Below are 22898 nucleotides of genomic sequence, written 5' to 3'. Positions count from 1 at the left end.
TTAATTTGTTATTGATAGTATAATTAAATGATTTTATTTTGTCAATTTATTACTTTCTTATGTTTTAATTTTTTGATTTAATATGTATTGTTTGTAAAATATTGCAAAATAAAAAGGGCTCTAATAATATATTAAAGCCCCTTTGTATTTACTTATAAATTATAATTAATATTGAAATTGCTGATTTAATAATTGTCCGTTTCTGTCTATATAAAGTTTCATCATATTGTTTAATTTTACTTCATATATTCCTATATTTTCCATTTCTATATCTATTATTTTTGCATCCGGATATAGTTGATTTGCTGTATTAAAAACTGCTTTAGGAACTTTGAAAGGAGTATAAAAATCATAATTTTGATTATTATTATAGCTTTGATTAGTTTGAGTATTATAATTATTGTAATTATTATCTGTAGTATCAGCTTTTTGGCTTAATTCTTCAGCTGCTTTAATTAAAGCTTCAGCTGCGGCCTGATAAGGATTTTCTGATGCATTTGTTTGAGCATAATCATTATTATTTTGATACTCTTGATAATAGCTGTCTTGATATGCGTTATTATTATCATATCCTTGATAGTAGCTGTTATCTTGGTATGTATTATTATCATATCCTTGATAATAGTTATTATCTTGGTATGTATTATTATTATCATATCCTTGATAGTAGCTGTTATCTTGGTATGCATTATTATTTTCGTATCCCTGATAATAGTCATTTTGATATGAATTGTTATTTTGGTAATTAGGGCTATAGTAAGGACTATTTGGGTTTTTAGATTCTATTTCTAGCATTTTCATCAATTCTTCATAAGGGTTTGATGTACCATAATAATTTTTTGATGCATTATTATAAGTTTCTGAAGCAGTATTCATAGCATTCATAGTTTGCTGATATGGATTATAATAATTCATTTGATTATAATTATTATATTGTTTAGAGAATACTGGGCTGTAATATATGCTGTTTGGATTACTAGCTTCCCTTGCAAGAACTTTCATAAACTCATCATAATAATTATAATAAGTGCCGTAACTATTTTCTGAGGCATAATTATTTTGAGTATTATAACTATTTTGATCATAATACTGTGCAAATAACATAGTGCCGGATATAGCTAAAATAGGTATTGCTTTTAAAATTGATTTTTTCATAAACATATCCTTTTAGTGTAAATATAGTGTAAATTAATTAATAATTATATTTACATTATAGTATATTTATTTCTCAAAGTCAATTTTTTTTACATAAATTTTTAAATAAATTTACATTTTATTTTTATTACAATACTATTCTTTTATAAAAGTTCCTTCTGTAGTGCTTCCTTCATTTATATCTTCTATATTTACAGACATATTGTTTCCATCGAATGTGAAAATATAATTAATTATATAACAGCCAAGATTTTGTTTTGCTGTATATTTATTATCAGATTGTTTTTCTAAATTGCTTTTTGATACAGTATAGGATTTTTTATAGTTTTCATTAAAAAGATTGCCTTTTACTGAACCGTCAGAATTAACATTAAATGTTCCTGTACACATAGTTACACCTGATAAAGTTTTTATTGTAGCATCTCCTTTATAAGTGCCTGCATATTTAGAATCTATTCCTCCATGCTCATTTTTTGAACATGAAAGTATAAACATTGAAATAAATATAATAATAGATATTGTTTTTAAGATTGTTTTCATTTTTATTTTCCTAATTAAAATTTAATTGTTAATAATATAATAAAAATTAATTAGGATAGTATAAAAAAATTTAATTTATTATTTATTAAAAAAATAAAGGCCTCATAAACTATATGAAGCCTTTAATTTCTTTTATAACTAATTATTAATTATTCTTCTTCGCCTTCTTCAAATTCATCTTGCAAATCTATGAATACAGTATAAAGAGCACATATTTCATTATTTTCATCATAAGCGAAATAACAAGGGTAATATCCGTCTCCATAACCGCTTGTAAATAATACTATATTTAAATCGCTTTCTGGTATATTCCAATTAAGCCAATCACCATATTCAGATTGATATTTAGGATATTTTTCAGCATTTTCTTCAAGCAAATCAGAGAATAAATCATCATATCTATTATCAAAATCTTCATTATCTTTTTCTAATTCTTTCTCATAAGCTAAATATTTTTTGGCAGTTTCTTCATCACATACGCAGCCCATACCTGCATCTACTGGATAACCGAAAAACTCTCCTTCTTCCACTTCAGATAAATCTTCTTCTCCTGTTACAGCAAGCTCATATCTTTTTGGTTCTTTATCAGAGAAAGAAACTTTTGTTATAGCTATTCTTTCTTCTTCCTCTATAACAAGAAGTGAAACTTTATATTTATTAGGCTTTACAGTTTGAATAAAAGGCTTAACATCATCATAAAGATAAGCCAAAGGATCGCAAGCTATTATTTTTCCGCTAGGGAGATTAACTTCACCAACTTCAAGTATATCTAGTTTTGTACCGTTAAATTCTTTATTTTTGAAAGCACTTTCCAAATCAAAACTAGGTGTTAATAAATCTTTTACTTTATCAAATTGTTCTTTAAAATCTTTAGGCATATATGTAACCTCCGTTTATTTTTGGAAATGGTATTATATATAATAATATTGTCAAGATATAATGATTAATTTTTTAATGTTTATGAATTTAGCATTTTCAAATTGTTTGTAATCATGAATTTCAAAATTCTTTATCATAAAATACAACCTAATTATAATATAACGATATTCTATAATATATTTTTATTATTTCAGATATTTAATTTTTATTGATTATAATTATTTCTTAAACATTAAATGGTATATAGTAAAAATTGCAACTTTAGTGAAGTCTTTATAACGTATGCTAAAAAAGTTAATGGTACATCTAAATATATGAATTTATAAAATGTCATTGTTTCATTATATAATTAATTTTTATAAACTTTATATTTATGAATTAAAATATAAAACATTTACTTTTATAGTCTTTTTGTTATAATCTTTATATGAGAAATATTAATAGAATGAACGATTATTTTGTACGTTACCTTTTAGGTTCTCTTGGTAATGAAGATATATTAGAGAATATAGTAAACTGTGTACTTAGAGATTCAAAATTTGATGAAGTTCATAATTTAGAAATCATAAATCCTCATAATCTGCCTGAAAATATTAATCTTAAAGAATCTGTTCTTGATGTGAAAGCAAGAACAAAAGATAATAAAAAGATTATTATAGAGATACAATTATCTGGAAATATTGATTTTGTAAAAAGAATATTTTATTATATATCAAAAAATGTGGTAAGCGAAATTAATGAAAATGAACCTTATGAAATTATTAGTCAGGTTATAAGTATTAATTTTGTTAACTTTAATATGGACTTTTATGATGAAGGTAAGCCGCATAGATGTTTTAAATTGATAGATACTGAAAACCATAATGTATCGTTGGATATGATGCAGATGCATATAGTTGAAGTTCCAAGATTTATAGAAATTCTTAATAATTCAAATATAGATAATATTAAGAAAAATAAAATATTATCTTGGATAGAGTTTTTTACAGTTAAAGATTTAGATAAAGTCAAAGAAAAATTGAAGGAGGTTAATGATATTATGCCTAAAGTAATAGATAAATATGAGCGATTCATATCAAGTAAAGAAGAAATGGAAGTTTATAATGCAAGAGATGCTTTTTTATATGGTCAAAATTTGATGTTAAAAAAAGAGAGAGAAGAAGGTATAAAAGAAGGCATGAAAGAAGGTATAAAAGAAACAAAAATATCTATGGCTAGAAATATGAAGAATGACAAAGTAGATTTTAATACCATTTCTAAATATACAGGATTGAGTATAGAAGAAATAGAAAAACTATAATAAAAAACTTATGAGCATCTGCTAAATTCATTTGACAGATATTGTTAGTGAATAATTTTGTTATAAATATGAATAAAAATAGCTTTCATTATTTTTTGAGATATAAAGTTTTGTTAATGCATCTTGAATAAAATCAAAAATATAATATATTCTTTAAAACAAATTTTTTAATGTTAGAGGAATGATAAATGAAAGTTTTTATTAGTGCTGATATCGAAGGAATTACTACAACTACACAATGGCCTGATACTGATGCAGGAAGTTTAACTTATAAAGAACATACTTTGCAAATGACTAAAGAAGTTAATGCAGCATGTGAGGGAGCTATTGATGCAGGAGCAAAAGAAATATTTGTAAAAGACGCCCATGATTCTGCTATGAATATAGATCAAACTGCTTTGCCTGAATGCGTGAAAATACATAGAAGATGGAGCGGCGATCCTTATTCTATGGTAGAAGGTATTGATGAAAGTTTTGATGCTATAATGTTTATCGGATACCATAATGCTGCTTCTATTGGAAACAATCCGCTTTCACATACCATGAATACTAGAAATGTTTATGTAAAGCTTAATGATGTTTTGGCAAGCGAGTTTATGTTTTTTAGTTATGCTGCAGCTTATAGAAAAGTTCCTACAGTATTTTTATCCGGCGATAAGGGATTATGCGAAGTTGCACAAAATATGCAGCCTAATCACCCTAATTTGGTAACGCTTCCAGTTAAAGAGGGTATAGGTTATTCTACTATAAATTATTCACCTAATTTAATGGTTAAGATGATTAAAGAAAAAACTAAAGAGGCTTTGAGTCAGGATTTTAAGGGTAAATTATTAAAATTGCCTAATACTTTCAAATTAGAAGTATGTTATAAGGAACATGGATACGCTCATAAAGTATCGTTTTACCCCGGAGCGAAAAAAATTAATGATACTACAGTAATTTTTGAAAATAATGACTATTATGAAATACTAAGAGCCTTGAAATTTATATTATAAAATAATATAATATAGGAATCCGATAACTTATGAAAGCCCCCTTAAAAAGCAGCATTCTTTTAAGGAGGCTTTTTTTATTGTTAAATATATTTAATGTTTGGTAAAGTTTATGAAAGAGATTTGGGATATATATGATATTAATAAAAATAAAACAGGAAGATTTCATAAGAGGGGAATACCTTTAAAGAAAAATGATTATCATATAGTTATACATGCTTGGGTAGTTAATAGTAATGATGAAGTTATAATTACTAAAAGACATAAGAGTAAAAAAATTTGTCCTAATAAATGGGAATGTACTGAAGGTTCTATACTTGCAGGCGAGGAAAGTATTGATGGAGCTATCAGAGAACTTAAAGAGGAAATCGGTTTATCTTTTGAAAAAGAGGAAGCTGTGTTTTTAACTTCTTTTATCTTGAAAAGAGTAAAAACTATAATAGATTCTTATATGTTTAGAAGAGATGTTAATATTGAGGATTTAGTTTTGCAGGAGAATGAAGTTAGTGATGCTATGATAGTAAACAGAGAAAAGTATTTAGAGATGTGCAAAAGCGGAGAGATAATTTCTTCTATAAGATATTTTTATGATATTTATGATAAATTAAATAATGGAGAATAAAAATGAAAGTATTAATTATCACAGTCGGAGCACCTGGAAGCGGAAAAAGCTATACTATAAAGAAAGCTAATCTTGATAAATATAGTGTAAGTTCAGATAGTTTAAGAATATTATATTCTGGTGTATTTCCAGATGGCTATAATGGACTTTCTATTTATGAAAAAGATAATGCATATATTTGGAATAATTTAATACCAAGCATATTAGAAAATAGATTCAGATTGGGACTATTTACTATATTAGACAGTACTGGACTTTTTAATTTAAATAATATAATAGAACTTGCAAAAAGTTACGGATATAGAATTGTAGCAGTTTTATTTGATAATTTATCATTAAAAGAATGCATTGACAATGTAAGAAAAAGAGAGATAGGAAGCAATATACCAGAAGAAGTTATACAAGACTTTTTTATGCGTATGAAAAATTTTAAATTAACTGGTGCTAATATTTTTAAAGCTTCAGATTATGACAGTGCCAAAACTGCTTTGCTTGAAGCTAGTAAATGGGATAGTTTTTATCTTAATGAAACAGAATTTGAAAAGTATGATAATATAAAAGTGATACCAGATTTGCATGGCGAATATGATGTATTTAAAAAGTTTTTAGAGAAAGAAAATTATTTTAATGATAAAAAAACAGCTTATATATTTGTAGGAGATTTAATAGACAGAGGATCAAAATCAAAAGAATTACTAGATTATTTTTTATATAATGATATAGGAAGCAATGTTTATTTTACCGAAGGCAACCATGATGTAAGTTTAAATTTCTTTGCCAATGATATGAAAGTTACAAGTCAGGAATTTTATAAAACAACATACAAAGAAATTAAGAAAGCATTTACTGTAACTAATGTAACTAAACAATTAGAGGATAATAACACAGCAGAAGAAAAGATATTAAATGAAAGCGAATTAAATAATTATAAAAAGAAAATAAGAAATTTTTATAAGAAGTTCAGACTTTATTATTTTTTCACTTTTAAAGGAAAGAAGTTTTTTATTAACCATTCAGGTATAGATAAAATGTATGAGCATATTCCAGCATCTATTTTAAATGGAATAGTAACTTATGGATATACTGAAGATGATGACAGTTATAAATCTTATATAGAAGTAGGAAATAGATTTAAAGAAAATCATTCGGATATTATTCAAATATTCGGACATAGGAATGTTCTTCAGGAAGAATTGGAAGATAATTTATGCAAAATAAATGATAATGTTTATTGTATAGAAAATTCTGTTGAATATGGAGAAGATTTAATTATTCTTAATTTAAAAGATTTGTCTGTTGAAGGCTATAAGAATGATAAGGAAATCGAGAATCTATTTGATAAAGAAAAAAACGACAGCGAACTTGTACGACATAAATATTATGATACAGTTTATTCTACTAATTTTTCAGACAGAGTATTTTATAAAAGATTATGGAATGAACAAACTATCAAAGCTAGAGGATTATATAGATACAATGAAACAAATGAAATTGCAGGAAGAAGTTATGATAAATTCTTCAATTATGATGAAGTAAAAGAAACAAAATTAAAAGCCTTACAAAATAATATAAAGTTTCCTGTAAGTGTTTATAAAAAATATAATGGGTATTTATTTTTAGTATTTTTAGATAAAACAAGAGACGAGTTAATATTTGCTACTAAAAGTTCAATAGGCACATCAATGGCTTCTTGGGCAGAAAGTTTATTAACTGAAGAAAATAAAAACTTTATAAAAAATTATTGTAAGAAAAATAATACTACATTTGTTTTTGAATGCATACATTTAAAAGATTCAGCACATCCGATAGTTTATGATAAATCTTTTTTAGTTTTGCTTGATGTAATTTACAATGAAGAAAATTTCAGAAAACTTTCCTATGAAGAATTATCAAGTAAAGATATAACAGAACAATTTCAAGTAAAGGAAAGAATAGAGATATTTGAAGCTCCTAAAGATGATATTTCAAAAGATGAATATAATAAATATGTAGAACAAATGATTCATAAATATGTTGATGATTTTAGTATAGATTATGAGGGAGTGGTATTTGAAGATGCTAATAAATTTATGGTAAAAGTGAAATGTCCTTTTTATATAATAAAGAAGGCATTAAGAACTGAATCAATGCGTTTGAACCGACTTAGTTATTCATTAAATATATATTATCCAAATCCTTATGCTAAGTTTGTGGGCAATAAAATATTTTTGAGATATAAAAGAGAGAATAAATTAAAAGAGTGGAGAAAATTATCAATAGAAGAAGTTGTAAATGCTTATAATGAAGTGTTGTCGGAATTGAGATGATAATATATTAAAAGGAGAAAATAAAATTATGAATAAACCAAAAATAGTTGTGCTTGACGGATTTATATTGAATCCTGGTGATATATCTTGGGCTGAAGTAGAGAGTGTAGCAGATTTAAAAGTTTATGATAGAACAGATTATAATAAAGTAGCCGAAGTTGCAAAAGATGCTTGGGGAATATTAAACAGTAAAGTTGTTATAGATAGAAAATTAATGGAGTCGCTTCCTAATTTAAAATATATTGGAATGCTTGCTACAGGATACAATGTTGTAGATATTGAAGCTGCAAAAGAATTAGGTATTACTGTTACAAATGTAAGAAAATACGGCCCTCAATCCGTTGCTCAGCTTGTAATGGCTTTTGTTTTATCTTTTTCTTTCAGAGTTGTAGAACATAATAATCAAGTTCATAATGGTGAATGGGTAAAATGTAAGGATTATTCATTTAGTTCATATCCTTTAATGGAGCTTCAGGACAAAACAATGGGGATATTTGGTTTCGGTGATATTGGAAATGAAGTTGCTAAAATGGCTTTAGGTATGGGAATGAAAGTGTTGATTTATTCAAGAAGCAAAAAAGAAGGTTTTGAAAATGCTTCAAGTATAGATGAACTTTTTGAAAGATCCGATTTCTTATCTCTTAATGCTCCTTTAAATAAAGAAACAGAAAATATAGTAAATATTAATTTGCTTTCAAAGATGAAGAAAACTGCATTCTTAATTAATACTTCAAGAGGCGGAGTGATAGTAGAAAAAGATTTAGCTTATGCTCTTAATAATGATATTATAGCAGGTGCCGGTTTAGATGTGCTTTCAAAAGAACCTCCTTCAGCAGATAATCCGCTATTAACTGCAAAGAACTGCTATATTACGCCTCATTTTGCAGGCAATACTTTAGAAGCAAGAACCAGACTTATGCATAAAGTTTATGAGAATATAAAAGCATTTTTGGAAGGAAATCCTATAAATGTTTTAACAAATTGAGATTATATTTTTATTAATAATTAGCTGTTTTGGGTTAAAATTATATATAAATCTGCTTTTTAGGTATAATTTTTCATATTTTTTTATGAATAATATACAAAATGTATAATAAAATACTAGACTAAATAAAGAAATTGAATATAATTCTTTCTGTATTTTTTCAAATGTAAATTTATTATTTAAAGTTATAATTTAAATTGGGTATCAACAATGAAAAAATTATTTTTATGTTTAGTATTATTTGTATTATTATTATCTTGTAAAAAACAAGAAAGCAAAAATATTACAGTATTTGCTTCAAGCAGTTTGAGAAGAGCTTTAAAAGAAATATGCCATAATTATGAGTCTGATACTGGTGTTTCAATAGAATGCATATTTAATTCATCTGGAAAATTAAGAGAGCAAATTGAATCAGGTAGCTATCCGGATATATATTTTTCATCTTCTAGGAGAGAAATAAATACTTTAAAGAATGAAGAATTATTGTACAACGACACTATTACAAATATATTAGGCAATAAAATAGTTTTAATAGCTCCAAAAAATTCTGATATAAAAATAAAATCATTTGCAGATTTAACTAATAAAAGTATAAAGAAAATAGCTATAGGAGAATCAATGACTTCGCCTATAGGAAGATATGCAGAAGAATTATTAAAACATTTAGGAATGTATAAATATATTGCAGATAAAATTATATTGGGTAATGATGCTAAACATATTATAGAGCTTGTAAAAATGGATAAAATAGACTGCGGTTTAGTTTATGAAACAGAAGCAAAGCTTAATGATGATTCTGTTACAATAGTAGCTAAAGATTTGGATTATTCAAAAATAATTTATAGTTTGGCCATTATAGAAAAAAGTCAAAAAGAAGAAGAATCTAAAAAGTTTATAGATTATTTATTTTTTGATGAAAGTATGAATATATTTAAAGAATATGGATTTGATATTAATATATAAAACTACAGTATTAAATAATATATTTACCAATATTTATTAATACTGTAGTAAATTATAAAAATATTATTTTCTATTAGCTTTTTCTAATTCTCTTTGAATTTTTCTCTCTGCTTTCTCTAATTCCTTTTCATTTTTTCTTTCAGCTTTTTCTATATTTCTTTCAGTTTTCCTTTCTGCTTTATCTATTGTTTTTTCAATTTTGTCATAAGATTTTCTATCATTTGATGTAGTTATTGAAAAAGATGTACAGGAAACAGTAAATATTATAGATAATAAAGTAATAAATATAATTTTCTTCATAATCTTCATAAAACAAAACCTCATATTAAAATGCATATTTATATATTATCACAAATACATATAAAAGCAAAATAAAAAATAATTTTACAAATAGTGATTTTATGCTTTTATTTTATTGAAATTTTAGATATAGTGCAATTTACTATTTTAAAAATAGTTGTATAATTAATACAAATTTTTATTTAAGGACTTTATTATGATAGATGTAAAATTAATAAGAGAAAATATTGAATTAGTAGAAGAGAACTTGAGAAAGAGAAGAAGCAAAGTATCTTTAGACAAGTTAAAAGCTTTAGAGCATGAAAGATTAAACCTTTTAAAAGAAGTAGAACAGGACAGAGCAAAGAAAAATGAATCTTCAAAAAAAATCGGCGAATGTATGAAAGCTGGTAATAAGGAAGAAGCCGAAAAGATAAAAGAAGAAATGAAAAACTTCACAGAATCCTTAAATAAAAAAGAAGAAAAATTAGCAGAATTAGAAGAAGCTGTTAATAATGAAATACTTTATTTGCCTAATATGCTTTCTGAAGATGTTCCAGATGGCGATGATGAAAAAGCAAACAAAGAAATTATCAGATGGGGAGAACCTCGTAAATTTGATTTTGAAGTAAAAGACCATGTTGATATAGCTATGGGTTTAGATATTCTTGATATAGAAAGAGCTGTTAGAATGTCAAGAACTCGTTTTTCACTTATGAAAGGAAAAGGTGCAGCATTAGAAAGAGCTTTAATTAACTTCATGTTAAAGAAACACACTTCAGAGCATGGTTATACAGAATATGTACCTCCTATACTTGTTAATGGCAGAACTATGACAGGTACTGGTCAGCTTCCAAAATTTGAAGAGGATTTATTTAAAACTACAGATGATCCTGCTTTATATCTTATACCTACTGCAGAAGTTCCTCTTACAAATATATACAGAGAAGAAATCATACCAGAAAACATTCTTCCTTTATATTGTACTGCATATACACCTTGTTTCCGTTCTGAAGCTGGTTCTTACGGACGTGATATGAGGGGCTTAATAAGACAGCATCAATTTGACAAAGTAGAGTTAGTAAAAATTTGTGCTGCTGATAAATCTAAAGAAGAGCATGAAAAAATGCTTAAAGATGCAGAAAGTATTTTACAGGCATTAGAACTTCCATACAGAGTAGTAGTTCTTTCTTCCGGAGATATAGGAAATGCTGCTTATAAAACTTTTGATATAGAAGTTTGGCTTCCATCACAAAACATGTACAGAGAGATATCAAGTGTAAGTAACTGTTGGGATTATCAATCAAGAAGAATGCAGATGAGAACTAGAAGAAACGGCAAAACAGAATTAGTACATACATTAAACGGTTCAGGTATTGCTGTTGGAAGAACTTGGATAGCTATACTTGAAAATTATCAGCAGGCAGACGGAAGCGTTATTATACCAGATGCTTTAAGACCATTTACTGGTTTTGATAAAATAGAAAAGGTTAATTAATGCCGTCATCTAAAGACTTTCTTAATATAGTATTAAACAAACTAGAATCTTTAGATGATATTGATTATAAACAGATGATGGGGGAATACATAATCTATTGTAACAAAAAAATAACAGCTTATGTATGCGATAATCATCTTTTTATAAAGCCTACTGATAAGGCAAAAATTTTAATAAAAGATTATATATTAAAGCCGCCTTATGAAAATGCTAAAGATATGATATTTATAGAAGATATCAATAAATATGACAATGATTTCTTTGAGTATTTATTCAAAGAGATTTATGATGAGCTTCCTTCTATAAAGAAAAAAGCTAAAAAGTAAAAAATAAATAAAAACATTAAAGTGCAAATCCTAAACAAGGTTTGCACTTTTTTATTGTAATAAATTTTCTAATAGACTAAACGCACAGTTAATGAAATTTTTTCAATAATTTAAACTGAAATTCAATATTAAAAAATTTATTCTACGTGCGATTGTAGTAAAGCCACAACAAATAAAAACTTAAAATATATTTTTACAAGCTTTAAAATTTTCAGTGTATATTGAAACAATAATTTTTTATCAACTTTTTCCCGACGCACACCAAAGGTGGACTTCGTCAAAGTTGCAAAAAGTGCAAGTACTTTAGCTTTATATGTTTGGAATATGAATAAAATATAAAATAATACTTGTAGTTTAGGCTAAAAAATGCAGTCTTTCGCGAAGCGTATCCGAGCTTGTCGAGGATATAAGCTTCTTTGTGGCAATACCACAGGGACTTCCTTCGGTCGCAAAAGAACTGGTGGTGTTACGAAGTACGCAGAGCGGTGGGCTAGTCCCCACAAATAATTTATTAGTTATAATTATTTTTCTGCTGTATACTTTAGACTTTATCGAATTTTAATAATATACTAACAACAAAAGATTTAATTTTTATATAATAAAATATTTGAAAACTGTTTTATGAACTATATGATAATGAGCTTTTTAAGATTAATATTAAGCCTTATAAGCATGAAAATAAAAATGATTAAATTTGTCAGCAAATTTTTATTATAAAACTTGCTGACAAAAATTATTTTTAGGAATTGATATTATAAAGTAATATCATCAATCTTTCTTAATTCCTCATCAGAGAAATTATTCTTGTTAATGATTTTCAAATTCTCTATAATCTGGCTAGGTCTTGAAGCTCCTATTAATACGCTTGTAACTTCTTCATCTTTCAAAACCCATCTTAATGCCATTTGAGCTAAACTTTCGCCTCTTTGATTGGCTAATTTGTTTAGTTCGCCTATTTTTTCTAATTTCTTTCTGCTTAGAGCATCTTGCTTTAAATATCTTCCGTCTGCTGCCATTCTGCTGTCGCTTGGTATGCCATTCAAATATTTATCAGTCAATAATCCTTGTGCTAATGGGCTGTAAGCTATTATTCCTTTTCCTAATTTTTTAGCTTTTAATTTTAATCCGTTATTTTCTATAGTTCTGTCAAATATAGAATATCTGTTCTGATTGATAATGAATGATACATTTGCCATATATAGTAATTTAGAAGCTCTTTCCATTGTAGGGCCGTCATAATTTGAAAGCCCAACATATAAAGCTTTTCCGCTCTTTACTATTCTAGTCAATGCTTCAAGAGTTTCCTCAAGTGGTGTTTCAGGATCCATTCTATGATGATAGAATATATCAACATATTCAAGATTTAATCTTTTTAAGCTTTGATTTATACTAGCTATTAAATATTTTTTGCTTCCGAAATCTCCGTAAGGTCCTGGCCACATATCGTAACCAGCTTTAGTGCTTATTATAAGTTCATCTCTGTATTTATTAAGCCCGTCATTTAATATTTTACCCATACTAATTTCAGCAGAACCATAAGGAGGGCCGTAATTATTAGCTAGGTCAAAATGTGTGATTCCATTATCAAAAGCAGTTTTTATCATATCTTTCATATTATCATAATCGCAGTTAGCACCGAAATTATGCCAAAGTCCTAAAGATACAATAGGTAATTTCAAACCGCTTTTTCCGCATCTATTGTATATCATACTGTCGTATCTGTTTTGAGAAATTTCCATTTTTTTTATCCTCAATCAAAAATATTTTTTATGAATTTTACTATTATTTGTTTATACATATAAGTATAGATTTATTATAGTATTATTCAAGTAGAAAATGTAAAAATTGTTTTAATTTACTAAAATAATACCGATATTAATAAACACTTTATTATTAATTTAATAAACAATTTGTGGAGGATTCATGTTTAAGAGAGTTTTAGCTGCTGTTGGTTTGATGATAGTGATGGTTGGTTGTGTGACTATGCAGCCTAAAGATGATACAAAAGGAAATACAGAAGTTAAGAAAAAAGAGGAAGTAAAAAAGGAAGAAACTGTAACTAGAGACGATCCTTCTAAAATGAAAGTAACCGTTTATGGAGCAGATAAGGAAGTTCAGGCAGTAGAAATTAATGGCAAAACTTACTATGTATTAGGCGGAAAAGACGTTGAATCTATGACAGAACAAGAAATAAAAAGTGCATCTGTGGTTGCACCTATAAAAGTAACAGAAGAAAATATTAAAGGTGTTAATGGTATAGTTGTAACTTATTATGATGTTAAAATTTTCTTAGGAAAAAGATCTGGTTTAGGTACTACTGTTGGTTTATTTGAGCCTCAGAAAAATGATTGGACTGTTGGTGATGATATAGACAGAAGTCAGGCTATTCAAATAAAATTATCAAGAGGAACTGCTGGTCCTATAGATATCAAAAGAGGAAGTATATCATTATCTTTTAATTAATAATTAATATAAAGAGTTAATTATTTATTTGTGTATAGAGCATATAATTTGCTTACTACTAGATCTACAGAATAGGGTTCGCTGTTTATTTCAAAAGCGTATAAATCCCATCTGTAGGGATCTATGATTTGAAATTGTATAATATATACATTAGTATCATATTTTCCTATTATATCTATATAACGCATATAATCATCTTCAGCTATAAAATCCTGCCATTCTACAGTATTAAATGATGATATAAGATTTTCTATTGTGATGGTAGGGTAGCTTGTGAATGAACTTTTTTTGATTAAGTCTATAGCGTCAAAATCTCTGCTTTTTATATCTATATTTTTATTTGCATCTTCTTTAATATCTAATCTATATTGCTTACTTTCTTCTTTTTTGTCATTACAAGATATAATCAATATTATTGTCATTATAGATATGAGATAAAGTTTATTCATAGTATAAGCCTAATTTTTATAATTTAGTATATTATCGGAGATAGCATTATATTTTTGAATTATGTTATTATACATTATAAAAATCATCTAAATTATAAGCATCATTCCAAAATCTGTATTCCCACACAAAAGCTTTATCAAATGCAATTATCATTTTCTCTTTTGTATTTTCTGAAGCATTATCATATAAATTATCTACAAGTTTTATCATATTTTCTGTAGATTCAGAAAACTCTTCATCAGCATAAGTTTCAATCCATTTTGCATAAGGATTATTTTTTATTTCAGCATGCTCTTTTATATACTTTCCAATTTCATTATATATCCAAAAACAAGGAAGTATTGCAGCAGCCGCAGCTTCAACTGCTTCTGTATGAGAAGTATTGATTAAAAAGCTTGTATATCCAATATTTGCAGTAGTTATTTTATTTGTATTTTCAAAATTAAATATTTCTCTAAAATACTTATGAACTACTTCTTCTTCAACTATATATGAGTTTATAGAAGATCTTAAAAATGTAATAGCATTATTTGTATTATCAATTTTTGAAGATATTATAGCCAGTACTTTAGAGTAATATTTTAAATATAAAGCATCTTGTTCTATATAGTATGCAAATTTTTGTTTATCCAATTTACCTTCCATAAGTTCTTTATTGAAAGGCATATTCTGTATTTTTAGATATAGTTCTTTGTTTTTATTCCAAACATTTTCAGAGAATCTCATTTTTATTCCTTAAACAATTATGGATTTGATATATGTATTAATCTCTTCCTTTTTTAGTAATATTGCCTTCAAAGTCCACGCTTATTTTTCTTCTGCTTTTGAATTGAATATTATAATTTTTGCTCTTTTTTTGAATTTGTATAACTTTTTCTTCAGGGAATTCTTTTTTTATTGCATTTTTTACTTTGTCTTCAACATAGTCTATTGATATTTCTTCACCGCCGCCGCTTATTGTTTTCCATTCACCTTTAGAATTAACATATATTTTTAATCCGCCTTTAAATATTAAAGTATAAGAACCTGTACTTTCAGTTGCTCTAAATAAATAATAATCTGCAAAATATTTATCAGCAAATTTTATAGCGGCATCAGGAATTTCACTCATAGCAACTGAACCAGCAAAAGCATACATTGACATTAAAGATAATGTTAGTATTGTGTATATAATTTTTTTCATAGTCTTATTCCTCCAATAATAAATTAGGTTTTATTATATATTATAAAGAAAATACTACAAGTTTTTATAGTTTTACATTTCCAGCTATATAGTATCTTCCATCTGTAGAACCTTGGAAACCAACATTAAATTCGGCAGGACCAGCTTTGAATTTTCCAAATATAGCATATTCTAAATAAGCTTTAGCTTGTTTGTCTTTTATATGAACCATTTCTCTTAAAGCTATATTTAACATATACCATTCAAATCCCTGTTCCAAACGTATATAATGAGCATCATTTTCTCTCCAAGTATATTCAGCAATAGCATTAAGCCAAATAGTTTCATTCATAAGAGGGAATCTGAATGTAGCAGATGCTTGAACCAATGATTCAAATAAAGTGATATGATAATCTTCCGGCTTCATTCTGTTTTCATGTTCATAAAGGAATCTGAATTCTATATTAGGTATATTGAATCTAAATAAAAATGCTTTAGGTATGCTATGTCTGAAATCACCTTGAGAATATGCTATCTCATAATGGTTTCCGATAAAACCTACTCTTATTCCAGGTCCGTTTAATACTTGAGGTATATAATAATCTGGAGTATCAATATTGGCAGGATTTGATGTAGTATCATAATAGTGAGGCATAAGCATGAAAGTAGTTGTATTAATATCAAAAGTAGCTCTGCCTCTTGCTGATACTAATATTCTGTCAATAAATATTGCTTGTACTCCTCCATCATAAAGTCCTGCATTTCCTTTTATATATCCATATTCTGTTGTTGGATTATGTGTATCAAAATATCCGTAAGCAGTGATGAATCCTGTAAATTGTATATAGTTATTATGGAAAGTTTGACCAATAGTTGCAAAAGTTTCTCTCAAATTAAAAGTATTTGTATGAGCTGCATAAGAAAAAGTGGTAGTTAAATGGAACTCTATTGGATATTTTTGAAAGAAACTTAAATTTTCATCATTTGGGTTAGGTAAAGTTCTTTTATAGTCATCTCTAAAAAGATCAGGTTTTATATATTGAGGAAGTTCATTGTTTCCCTCTCTGCCTATAAACATATCGAATGCATTTGGAAGCGGAGGCATTATAGCATTAGTATATTTAGATTGGGCATTTAATAGATAAGCTGATGATATAAATATAATTACAGTTAATATAATTATATTATATTTTTGTGTAAGATGTGATTTCATAAATAATCCTATTAATTGTTTTTTTAGAAATTTAATAAATAAAAAAGGACATTAATTTATAGAAATTAATACCCTTAAATTTATATTCAGCAGAATGTGAATGCTGACATTATTAAAAATTTCATAGCGTGTATTATATTATAAATATATTTAATGTCAATTTTATATTATTAGCTTATCTTAAAGAAAGTCATTGTTTCTTTAAGTTTTTGTGCCTGCTCCAATAATTCTTTAGCTGATGTTGTAGTTTCATCAACTAATATAGCATTTTGCTGAGTTATACCATCTATTTTGGATACAGCAATATTTACTTGATCTACACCAGTTTGCTGTTCTACTGCAGTAGTGCTTATTTCCTGCATTATTTTTGCAGTACCTTCTATTTTTGATTGTATATCATTAAATATGCTTTGAGATTCTCTTGCAGTTTCAGCAGATTTATTAATTTTTTCATATATATTTTCTATTAATAAAGTTATATCTTTAGCAGAAGCTTGAGAGTTTTGAGCTAGATTTCTTACCTCAGAAGCTACTACAGCAAAACCTCTTCCCTGATCTCCGGCACGAGCTGCCTCTACAGAAGCATTTAAAGCAAGTATATTAGTTTGAAAAGCAATATCTTCTATAGTTTTAGTAATACTTTTTATTTTTTCGCTAGCTTCATAAACTTCTTCTATATTCTTTGTTGTTTCAGCTATTACATTAGCACCATTTTCTACGGCCTTTTTTGAAGCCAACATCATGTCATTTCCTTCAACAGAATGATCTGCTGATGATTTAATTGTAGAAGCCATTTCTTCTATAGCAGAAGCAGTTTCTTCAAGGCTTGAAGCTTGAGCATCTGTTCTTGCTGATAAGTCATCACTTCCATTAGTGAGAGATAAAGCAGCATTATTTATTTTTTCAGAAGTTTCATTAACAGCATTTATAATTTCTACCATAGCATCTCTCATATACTTAAATGAATATGCTATATTTCCTATTTCATTTTTCTTGAATTTAAATTTTCTTAATATGAATTGTCCATTAGACATTTCCTCAGCTTCTTCAACAAGTATTTTTAAAGGAGCTATTAAATTCTTTATGTATAAGAAACCTATAATAAAACTTAATATTATTCCAACAATACCTATTACAATTCCCGCAATTAGTATTTTAGTGCTTTGCAATTCGATGAAACTTAAAGGCATAGAAAAAGCAACTTTCCAAGGCTGATTTTTAAGGCTTGTATATAAACATACCTTTGTCATACCATCATTTTGGAATTCCAATTTTCCTTCAGTATCATTAACTATTGTTTTTATTTCAACAGGAGCATTCTTACCAACTTCGCTAGGTACATTATGCATTACAAGTAAAGTATCTTTATTAAATACCCATAATCTTATCCAATGAGTAAGTACTTCTCCGGCAGTTGATGATACTTCATCTATGACTTTCTGCCAATCAAGTATCATAATTAAAGCACCCATATATGAATTATCTGTTTTTGAATGTATAGGAGAAACTATAGCAGTAATCCATTTTCCATTAGATGATTTATATATAGAATCAGAAAGAGTAGGTTTTTTTACAGCATCATATTTTTGCCATAAATCAGGATATAATTGAGATATTTTCTTACCTACATCAGTATTATTTCCATGTGAATTATTTATTATAGTTCCGTCTATTTCTACAAGTGAAATACTTGTAATATATGGGTTTTTGTCAGAAACAAATCTCATTGAACTTATAAGGTTTGGTTCATCTTCAGGGTTTCTATTTTGCATATACGAGATAATAGTAGAAAATGATGAATATGTGTCAGATAGTATTAATTGATTTTCTACTAAAGAATCAAAAAAAGTGGAATATCCTTTAATTGTAGTTGCGAAACCATCATAAGATGCTTTGTCTATTGCTTTTTTTGACATTCTTACAAGTGTAAATATAGAAATAATTAAAAGAAAAGTTATAAATATATTAACTACTATTGGAATTTGTATGGCTAGGCTTGAAAATTTCTTTTTCATAAAAAAATCCCTTAAATATTAAGAATTGAAATATTTTCATAACATTCATACTACGGTATAGTATAATCATTTATATATTTATTGTCAAATAATAATCAATTATTTTTGGTAGTATTATTATCGTTAGTTTTTATGTAAAAATATGTAAAAAAAACGTAAATTGTTATTATTAATTGTATTATAATAATAGTATAAATTACTAATAAATAAATTTTAATTTATATATTGATAAAATAATTATAATTAATTTGACTTTTATCTTTTTTGTAGTACAATATATAAACATTGACAGTATATTATTTTTTTACTATAATAGTATGCTTTTAATGTTTATTCCCAAAATCTCATTTTAATTATATAAAGGAGAAAAAATCGTGAAACTCCCAAAAGTCAATGATTTAGGATTCTTCGAGATTCGTCTCGAAAGTATCGGTGGAATGGGTGCTAATAGTGCTGGTAAAATGCTTGCAGAAGTAGGTGTATTATCACAAGGTTATTATGGTGCTGCATTCTCTAGTTATGGTTCAGAAAAAAAAGGTTCACCTGTAAAATCTTTCGTAAGATTCTCTGAAGAAGAAGTAAGAGTGAATTCTACAGTAGAAGAACCACATGTTGTGGCAGTGTTCCACATGAATCTTCTTAAAAACCCTATGACATTAGCTGGTGTTAAAGAAGATGCTATTGTTATTTTTAACACTAATAAAACTCCAGATGAAGCAAGAGACTTTGCTAAATTACATGGTGGTAGAGTAGTTTGTGTTGATGCTATCAAAATCGCTAATGATTTAAAACTTCCTTCACAAGCAGCTAACACTATCATTATGGGTGCTATGGTTAATCAGCTTGATTTCATAGACTCTGCTAAATTTGAAGAGCAAATAAGAAAACAATTCGGCGGAAGAAAAGCTGAATTAGTTGAGCCAAATATTGAAGCTTTCAGAAAAGGCGGAAGTGAATCTGTTGTAAAAGATTTCCCTGCTGATGGTAAATATCCTTACATACCTTATAAAAAACCAGAACCAGTATATGGTAAAAACAACCAATTAACAGGCGGTTATATCAATGCTGCTGGTAACTCTACTTTAAAAGATTTACAAGTTACTCGTACAGGTAAAATACCAGTATTCAATCCTAAAAACTGTATAGACTGTGCTAACTGTGAAGTTGTTTGTCCAGACCTTTGTATTGTTTGGGAAAAAGGACCAGACAGAAAAGACAATAGCAAAACAGCTATGAATATGATGGGTATTGATTATCAATATTGTAAAGGCTGCTTAAAATGCGTTAGAGCTTGTCCAAAAGGACCTTATTCAGGTAAATTTGAAAAAGATCAGCAAGCTTTAAGAGTAGAAGTAGAAGCTGATTGTAATGTTGATGAACTTACATATCATCGTTATAAAAAATAATAAGGAGCGAATAAATGGCTAACAAATATAATCTTGCAGAACAAGAAAACATACTTGAAAGTGGTAATGAATTAGCAGCCATTGCAGCCGCTCAAATCAATTATCACGTAATGGGTTATTACCCAATTACTCCATCTACTCAAATTGCTGAGTACTTAGATGAAATGAAAGCTAACGGAAGACACACTGTTTGCATGATCCCTGGTGACGGTGAACATGGTGCTGCTGGTATCTGTTATGGTGCTACTACTGCTGGCGGTAGAGTATTCAATGCTACTTCTGCTAACGGTCTTCTTTTTGCTATGGAACAATTACCTGTTCAAGCTGGTACTAGATTCCCTATGGTATTAAACGTTGTAAACAGAACTGTTTCTGGTCCATTAGATATTAAATGTGACCAATCTGATATAATGATGGCTCTTAACACTGGTTGGATCATCATTATGGCTCATACTACTCAGATGGTTTACGACTTCAATATTCTTGCATTAAAAATTGCTGAGAGAGCTAAACTTCCTATCATAGTTTCTTCTGACGGATTCTTTACTTCTCACCAAAAGAAAAAAATATATCTTTTCAAAAAAGATGAAGATGTTCAAAACTTCTTAGGTAAATATACTCCAGAAGTTACTTCAGTTGAACCAGGAAAAAATCCTGTTACAATTGGACCTTACATGAACGAAGACGAATTAACTGGTAGTAAATTACAACTTTCTCAAGCTTTAGAAGATGCTCGTGCTATCGTTACTGATGTATTTGAAGAATTTGCTTCTCTTTCTGGAAGACAGTATCATCCAATAGAAACTTACAAAATGGAAGATGCTGAAGTTGCTTTAATGCTTTGCGGTTCTTCTTATGAAACTGGTACTTTAGCTGTTGATGAAATGAGAAAAGCTAATCCTAGCCTTAAAATAGGTGCATTTGCTATTACTCAAATTCGTCCTTTCCCTGAAAAAGAATTACAAAAATTATTAGCTAATGTTAAAGTAGTTGTAGTAGGCGACAGACAAGATTCATACTCTGGTATGGGCGGTAACATGTCTACTGAAATCAGAGCTGCTCTTAAAAATGATCCTAACAACAAATCTGCTGTTGTAAGCAGAGTTTATGGTCTTGGCGGTACTGAATTTACTCTTGACAAAGCTAAAGAATTATTTGATTTAGGTTTAAAAGAATTAGCTAACCCTGGTTCTGTTGTTAAACATGCTTACTTAGAACAATATATGGGTGATCCTAATGTTCAAATGAAACCTATACATGAACCTTTGACTTTAGAAAGCCAAAAATCTGGCATCACAGTTACTATGAATGAACAAACTCATAAACTTGATGTTAAAGTTCCACCTCTTAGAGAATTAACTGGTAAAGCTTATCGTTATGCTCAAGGACATGGTGCTTGTAACGGTTGTGGTATCTTCTCTGGTATCAATACTTTCATGAAAGGTATTGAAGGTGAAGTTGTTCTTTTAGTACATACTGGTTGTTCTATGGTTGTTACTACTGGTTATCCTTACAGCTCTTACAGAACTACTTATGTTCACAACTTGTTCCAAAATGGTGCTGCTACTCTTTCTGGTATCGTAGAAATGTATCATGAAAGAAAACGCAGAGGTGAAATCGAAGGACCAGAAGATCCTACTTTCATAATGGTTACTGGTGACGGTGGTCATGATATAGGTATGGGACCTTCTATTGGTGCTGCTATCAGAAATCACAAAATGATTATATTAGAATATGATAATGAAGGATACATGAACACTGGTAACCAATTATCATTCTCTACTCCATTAGGACACAGAACTTCTACTTCTAACGTTGGTAAAGCTGAAGTTGGTAAACAATTCAACCACAAAGATGTTGCTCAAATCTTCAACGGTTGTCATGTTCCTTACATCGCTACTGGTTGTGAAGCTTATCCTTTAGATTTAGTTAAAAAAGCTGCTAAAGCTCAATGGTATGCTAAAAATGTTGGTACTGCTTTTGTTAAACTTCTTATCACTTGTCCATTAAACTGGAAAACTCCAGATGACATGGGTAAAGATATTATCAAAGCTGCTGTTGATTGTTGTTTCTTCCCATTATATGAGGTTGAACAAGGTATCACTACTATCACTAATATGGTAGCTGATGACAAAAAACAGCCTGTTACTGAATGGTTAAAATTAATGGGTAAAACTAAACACCTTCTTAAACATGAAGACATTCTTAACAGATTCCAAGCTGAAGTTGACAGAAGATGGGCTCGCTTAAAAGCTATGCATGAAAGTCCAGTTCTATAATAAGTTAATAGCTTAGAATTATAGAATATAAATAAAAAACGGCTGCTTGCTCTTTAATAGGGTAG

21 protein-coding genes are annotated in these 22898 nt (G+C 27.9%); 11 read left to right on the top strand and 10 right to left on the bottom strand.

Annotated elements, in window-relative coordinates; all coding sequences use genetic code 11:
• Positions 1-165: 165 nt before the first annotated feature.
• The 3 genes from Q0K52_RS02570 to Q0K52_RS02560 all read right to left on the bottom strand — a co-directional run bounded on the left by Q0K52_RS02570 (position 166) and on the right by Q0K52_RS02560 (position 2573).
• A complete protein-coding gene (locus Q0K52_RS02570; RefSeq protein WP_297296149.1) occupies positions 166-1155 on the bottom strand; it encodes a PepSY-like domain-containing protein in 990 nt (329 codons plus the stop codon).
• Between the two features lie 135 nt (positions 1156-1290).
• Positions 1291-1695, bottom strand: coding sequence for a hypothetical protein (locus tag Q0K52_RS02565; protein WP_297296147.1), 405 nt, complete (start codon positions 1693-1695; stop codon positions 1291-1293).
• A 149-nt stretch (positions 1696-1844) separates the two neighbouring features.
• Positions 1845-2573: a DUF4241 domain-containing protein gene (locus tag Q0K52_RS02560; RefSeq protein ID WP_297296145.1), complete on the bottom strand. Its 729-nt coding sequence runs from the start codon at positions 2571-2573 to the stop codon at positions 1845-1847.
• A 428-nt stretch (positions 2574-3001) separates the two neighbouring features.
• On the opposite strand from Q0K52_RS02560, the gene Q0K52_RS02555 reads away from it, so the two are divergent.
• The 6 genes from Q0K52_RS02555 (at position 3002) to modA (ending at position 9742) form a co-directional block, all read left to right on the top strand.
• On the top strand, positions 3002-3874 hold the full coding sequence (locus Q0K52_RS02555) for an Rpn family recombination-promoting nuclease/putative transposase (RefSeq protein WP_297296143.1): 873 nt from the start codon (positions 3002-3004) through the stop codon (positions 3872-3874).
• 188 nt (positions 3875-4062) lie between these two features.
• Positions 4063-4869 (top strand): M55 family metallopeptidase, encoded by an 807-nt coding sequence (locus Q0K52_RS02550; RefSeq protein WP_297296141.1) that lies wholly within the window; start codon positions 4063-4065, stop codon positions 4867-4869.
• Positions 4870-4978: 109 nt separating this feature from the next.
• Positions 4979-5488 (top strand): NUDIX domain-containing protein, encoded by a 510-nt coding sequence (locus tag Q0K52_RS02545; RefSeq protein WP_297296139.1) that lies wholly within the window; start codon positions 4979-4981, stop codon positions 5486-5488.
• A gap of 2 nt (positions 5489-5490) precedes the next feature.
• Complete coding sequence (locus Q0K52_RS02540; RefSeq protein WP_297296137.1) at positions 5491-7794, top strand: RNA ligase; 2304 nt, start codon at positions 5491-5493, stop codon at positions 7792-7794.
• Between the two features lie 28 nt (positions 7795-7822).
• On the top strand, positions 7823-8779 hold the full coding sequence (locus Q0K52_RS02535; RefSeq protein WP_297296135.1) for a D-2-hydroxyacid dehydrogenase: 957 nt from the start codon (positions 7823-7825) through the stop codon (positions 8777-8779).
• 210 nt (positions 8780-8989) lie between these two features.
• Complete coding sequence (gene modA, locus Q0K52_RS02530) at positions 8990-9742, top strand: molybdate ABC transporter substrate-binding protein (protein ID WP_297296133.1); 753 nt, start codon at positions 8990-8992, stop codon at positions 9740-9742.
• 63 nt (positions 9743-9805) lie between these two features.
• Here modA and Q0K52_RS02525 read toward each other — a convergent pair whose 3' ends face one another.
• Complete coding sequence (locus Q0K52_RS02525) at positions 9806-10051, bottom strand: hypothetical protein (RefSeq protein ID WP_297296131.1); 246 nt, start codon at positions 10049-10051, stop codon at positions 9806-9808.
• A 187-nt stretch (positions 10052-10238) separates the two neighbouring features.
• Here Q0K52_RS02525 and serS point away from each other — a divergent pair, with 187 nt between their 5' ends.
• The gene (gene serS, locus Q0K52_RS02520) at positions 10239-11519 is read left to right on the top strand and encodes a serine--tRNA ligase (RefSeq protein ID WP_297296129.1); all 1281 of its coding nucleotides are present in this window, start codon (positions 10239-10241) and stop codon (positions 11517-11519) included.
• The gene (locus Q0K52_RS02515; RefSeq protein WP_297296127.1) at positions 11519-11845 is read left to right on the top strand and encodes a TfoX/Sxy family protein; all 327 of its coding nucleotides are present in this window, start codon (positions 11519-11521) and stop codon (positions 11843-11845) included. Before serS ends, Q0K52_RS02515 begins: the two co-directional genes overlap by 1 nt.
• Before the next feature lie 752 nt (positions 11846-12597).
• Here the strand turns inward: Q0K52_RS02515 and Q0K52_RS02510 are convergent.
• Positions 12598-13584: an aldo/keto reductase gene (locus tag Q0K52_RS02510; protein WP_297296125.1), complete on the bottom strand. Its 987-nt coding sequence runs from the start codon at positions 13582-13584 to the stop codon at positions 12598-12600.
• A 184-nt stretch (positions 13585-13768) separates the two neighbouring features.
• Between Q0K52_RS02510 and Q0K52_RS02505 the strand changes: the two genes are divergently transcribed.
• Positions 13769-14308: a hypothetical protein gene (locus Q0K52_RS02505; protein WP_297296123.1), complete on the top strand. Its 540-nt coding sequence runs from the start codon at positions 13769-13771 to the stop codon at positions 14306-14308.
• A gap of 20 nt (positions 14309-14328) precedes the next feature.
• Here Q0K52_RS02505 and Q0K52_RS02500 read toward each other — a convergent pair whose 3' ends face one another.
• From Q0K52_RS02500 to Q0K52_RS02480, 5 genes are all read right to left on the bottom strand, one after another.
• Positions 14329-14757: a hypothetical protein gene (locus tag Q0K52_RS02500; protein WP_297296121.1), complete on the bottom strand. Its 429-nt coding sequence runs from the start codon at positions 14755-14757 to the stop codon at positions 14329-14331.
• 67 nt (positions 14758-14824) lie between these two features.
• Positions 14825-15484, bottom strand: coding sequence for a thiaminase II (tenA, locus tag Q0K52_RS02495; RefSeq protein WP_297296119.1), 660 nt, complete (start codon positions 15482-15484; stop codon positions 14825-14827).
• Positions 15485-15521: 37 nt separating this feature from the next.
• Positions 15522-15941: a PepSY-like domain-containing protein gene (locus Q0K52_RS02490; RefSeq protein WP_297296117.1), complete on the bottom strand. Its 420-nt coding sequence runs from the start codon at positions 15939-15941 to the stop codon at positions 15522-15524.
• 64 nt (positions 15942-16005) lie between these two features.
• Positions 16006-17133 carry a hypothetical protein gene (locus tag Q0K52_RS02485; protein ID WP_297296115.1) on the bottom strand — a complete coding sequence of 376 codons (1128 nt, stop codon included), beginning with the start codon at positions 17131-17133 and terminating at the stop codon, positions 16006-16008.
• Between the two features lie 170 nt (positions 17134-17303).
• Positions 17304-19148 carry a methyl-accepting chemotaxis protein gene (locus Q0K52_RS02480; RefSeq protein WP_297296113.1) on the bottom strand — a complete coding sequence of 615 codons (1845 nt, stop codon included), beginning with the start codon at positions 19146-19148 and terminating at the stop codon, positions 17304-17306.
• A 374-nt stretch (positions 19149-19522) separates the two neighbouring features.
• Between Q0K52_RS02480 and Q0K52_RS02475 the strand changes: the two genes are divergently transcribed.
• Both Q0K52_RS02475 and Q0K52_RS02470 read left to right on the top strand, forming a co-directional pair.
• Positions 19523-20554 (top strand): 2-oxoacid:acceptor oxidoreductase family protein, encoded by a 1032-nt coding sequence (locus Q0K52_RS02475; RefSeq protein WP_297296111.1) that lies wholly within the window; start codon positions 19523-19525, stop codon positions 20552-20554.
• Between the two features lie 14 nt (positions 20555-20568).
• Positions 20569-22833 (top strand): thiamine pyrophosphate-dependent enzyme, encoded by a 2265-nt coding sequence (locus tag Q0K52_RS02470; RefSeq protein WP_297296109.1) that lies wholly within the window; start codon positions 20569-20571, stop codon positions 22831-22833.
• Positions 22834-22898: the final 65 nt, after the last annotated feature.

Source organism: uncultured Brachyspira sp., from assembly GCF_944390845.1.
Taxonomy (GTDB): Bacteria; Spirochaetota; Brachyspiria; order Brachyspirales; family Brachyspiraceae; genus Brachyspira; species Brachyspira pulli.
The sequence above is the reverse complement of the archived record's forward strand: the minus strand, read 5'-3'. Positions and strand labels throughout refer to the sequence as shown.

Bases quoted from the DNA above. Each gene is read 5' to 3' on its own strand.
- Q0K52_RS02570 (WP_297296149.1), bottom strand. From the start codon at position 1,155: ATGAAAAAATCAATTTTAAAAGCAATACCTATTTTAGCTATATCCGGC.
- Q0K52_RS02565 (WP_297296147.1), bottom strand. From the start codon at position 1,695: ATGAAAACAATCTTAAAAACAATATCTATTATTATATTTATTTCAATG.
- Q0K52_RS02560 (WP_297296145.1), bottom strand. From the start codon at position 2,573: ATGCCTAAAGATTTTAAAGAACAATTTGATAAAGTAAAAGATTTATTA.
- Q0K52_RS02555 (WP_297296143.1), top strand. From the start codon at position 3,002: ATGAGAAATATTAATAGAATGAACGATTATTTTGTACGTTACCTTTTA.
- Q0K52_RS02550 (WP_297296141.1), top strand. From the start codon at position 4,063: ATGAAAGTTTTTATTAGTGCTGATATCGAAGGAATTACTACAACTACA.
- Q0K52_RS02545 (WP_297296139.1), top strand. From the start codon at position 4,979: ATGAAAGAGATTTGGGATATATATGATATTAATAAAAATAAAACAGGA.
- Q0K52_RS02540 (WP_297296137.1), top strand. From the start codon at position 5,491: ATGAAAGTATTAATTATCACAGTCGGAGCACCTGGAAGCGGAAAAAGC.
- Q0K52_RS02535 (WP_297296135.1), top strand. From the start codon at position 7,823: ATGAATAAACCAAAAATAGTTGTGCTTGACGGATTTATATTGAATCCT.
- modA (WP_297296133.1), top strand. From the start codon at position 8,990: ATGAAAAAATTATTTTTATGTTTAGTATTATTTGTATTATTATTATCT.
- Q0K52_RS02525 (WP_297296131.1), bottom strand. From the start codon at position 10,051: ATGAAGATTATGAAGAAAATTATATTTATTACTTTATTATCTATAATA.
- serS (WP_297296129.1), top strand. From the start codon at position 10,239: ATGATAGATGTAAAATTAATAAGAGAAAATATTGAATTAGTAGAAGAG.
- Q0K52_RS02515 (WP_297296127.1), top strand. From the start codon at position 11,519: ATGCCGTCATCTAAAGACTTTCTTAATATAGTATTAAACAAACTAGAA.
- Q0K52_RS02510 (WP_297296125.1), bottom strand. From the start codon at position 13,584: ATGGAAATTTCTCAAAACAGATACGACAGTATGATATACAATAGATGC.
- Q0K52_RS02505 (WP_297296123.1), top strand. From the start codon at position 13,769: ATGTTTAAGAGAGTTTTAGCTGCTGTTGGTTTGATGATAGTGATGGTT.
- Q0K52_RS02500 (WP_297296121.1), bottom strand. From the start codon at position 14,757: ATGAATAAACTTTATCTCATATCTATAATGACAATAATATTGATTATA.
- tenA (WP_297296119.1), bottom strand. From the start codon at position 15,484: ATGAGATTCTCTGAAAATGTTTGGAATAAAAACAAAGAACTATATCTA.
- Q0K52_RS02490 (WP_297296117.1), bottom strand. From the start codon at position 15,941: ATGAAAAAAATTATATACACAATACTAACATTATCTTTAATGTCAATG.
- Q0K52_RS02485 (WP_297296115.1), bottom strand. From the start codon at position 17,133: ATGAAATCACATCTTACACAAAAATATAATATAATTATATTAACTGTA.
- Q0K52_RS02480 (WP_297296113.1), bottom strand. From the start codon at position 19,148: ATGAAAAAGAAATTTTCAAGCCTAGCCATACAAATTCCAATAGTAGTT.
- Q0K52_RS02470 (WP_297296109.1), top strand. From the start codon at position 20,569: ATGGCTAACAAATATAATCTTGCAGAACAAGAAAACATACTTGAAAGT.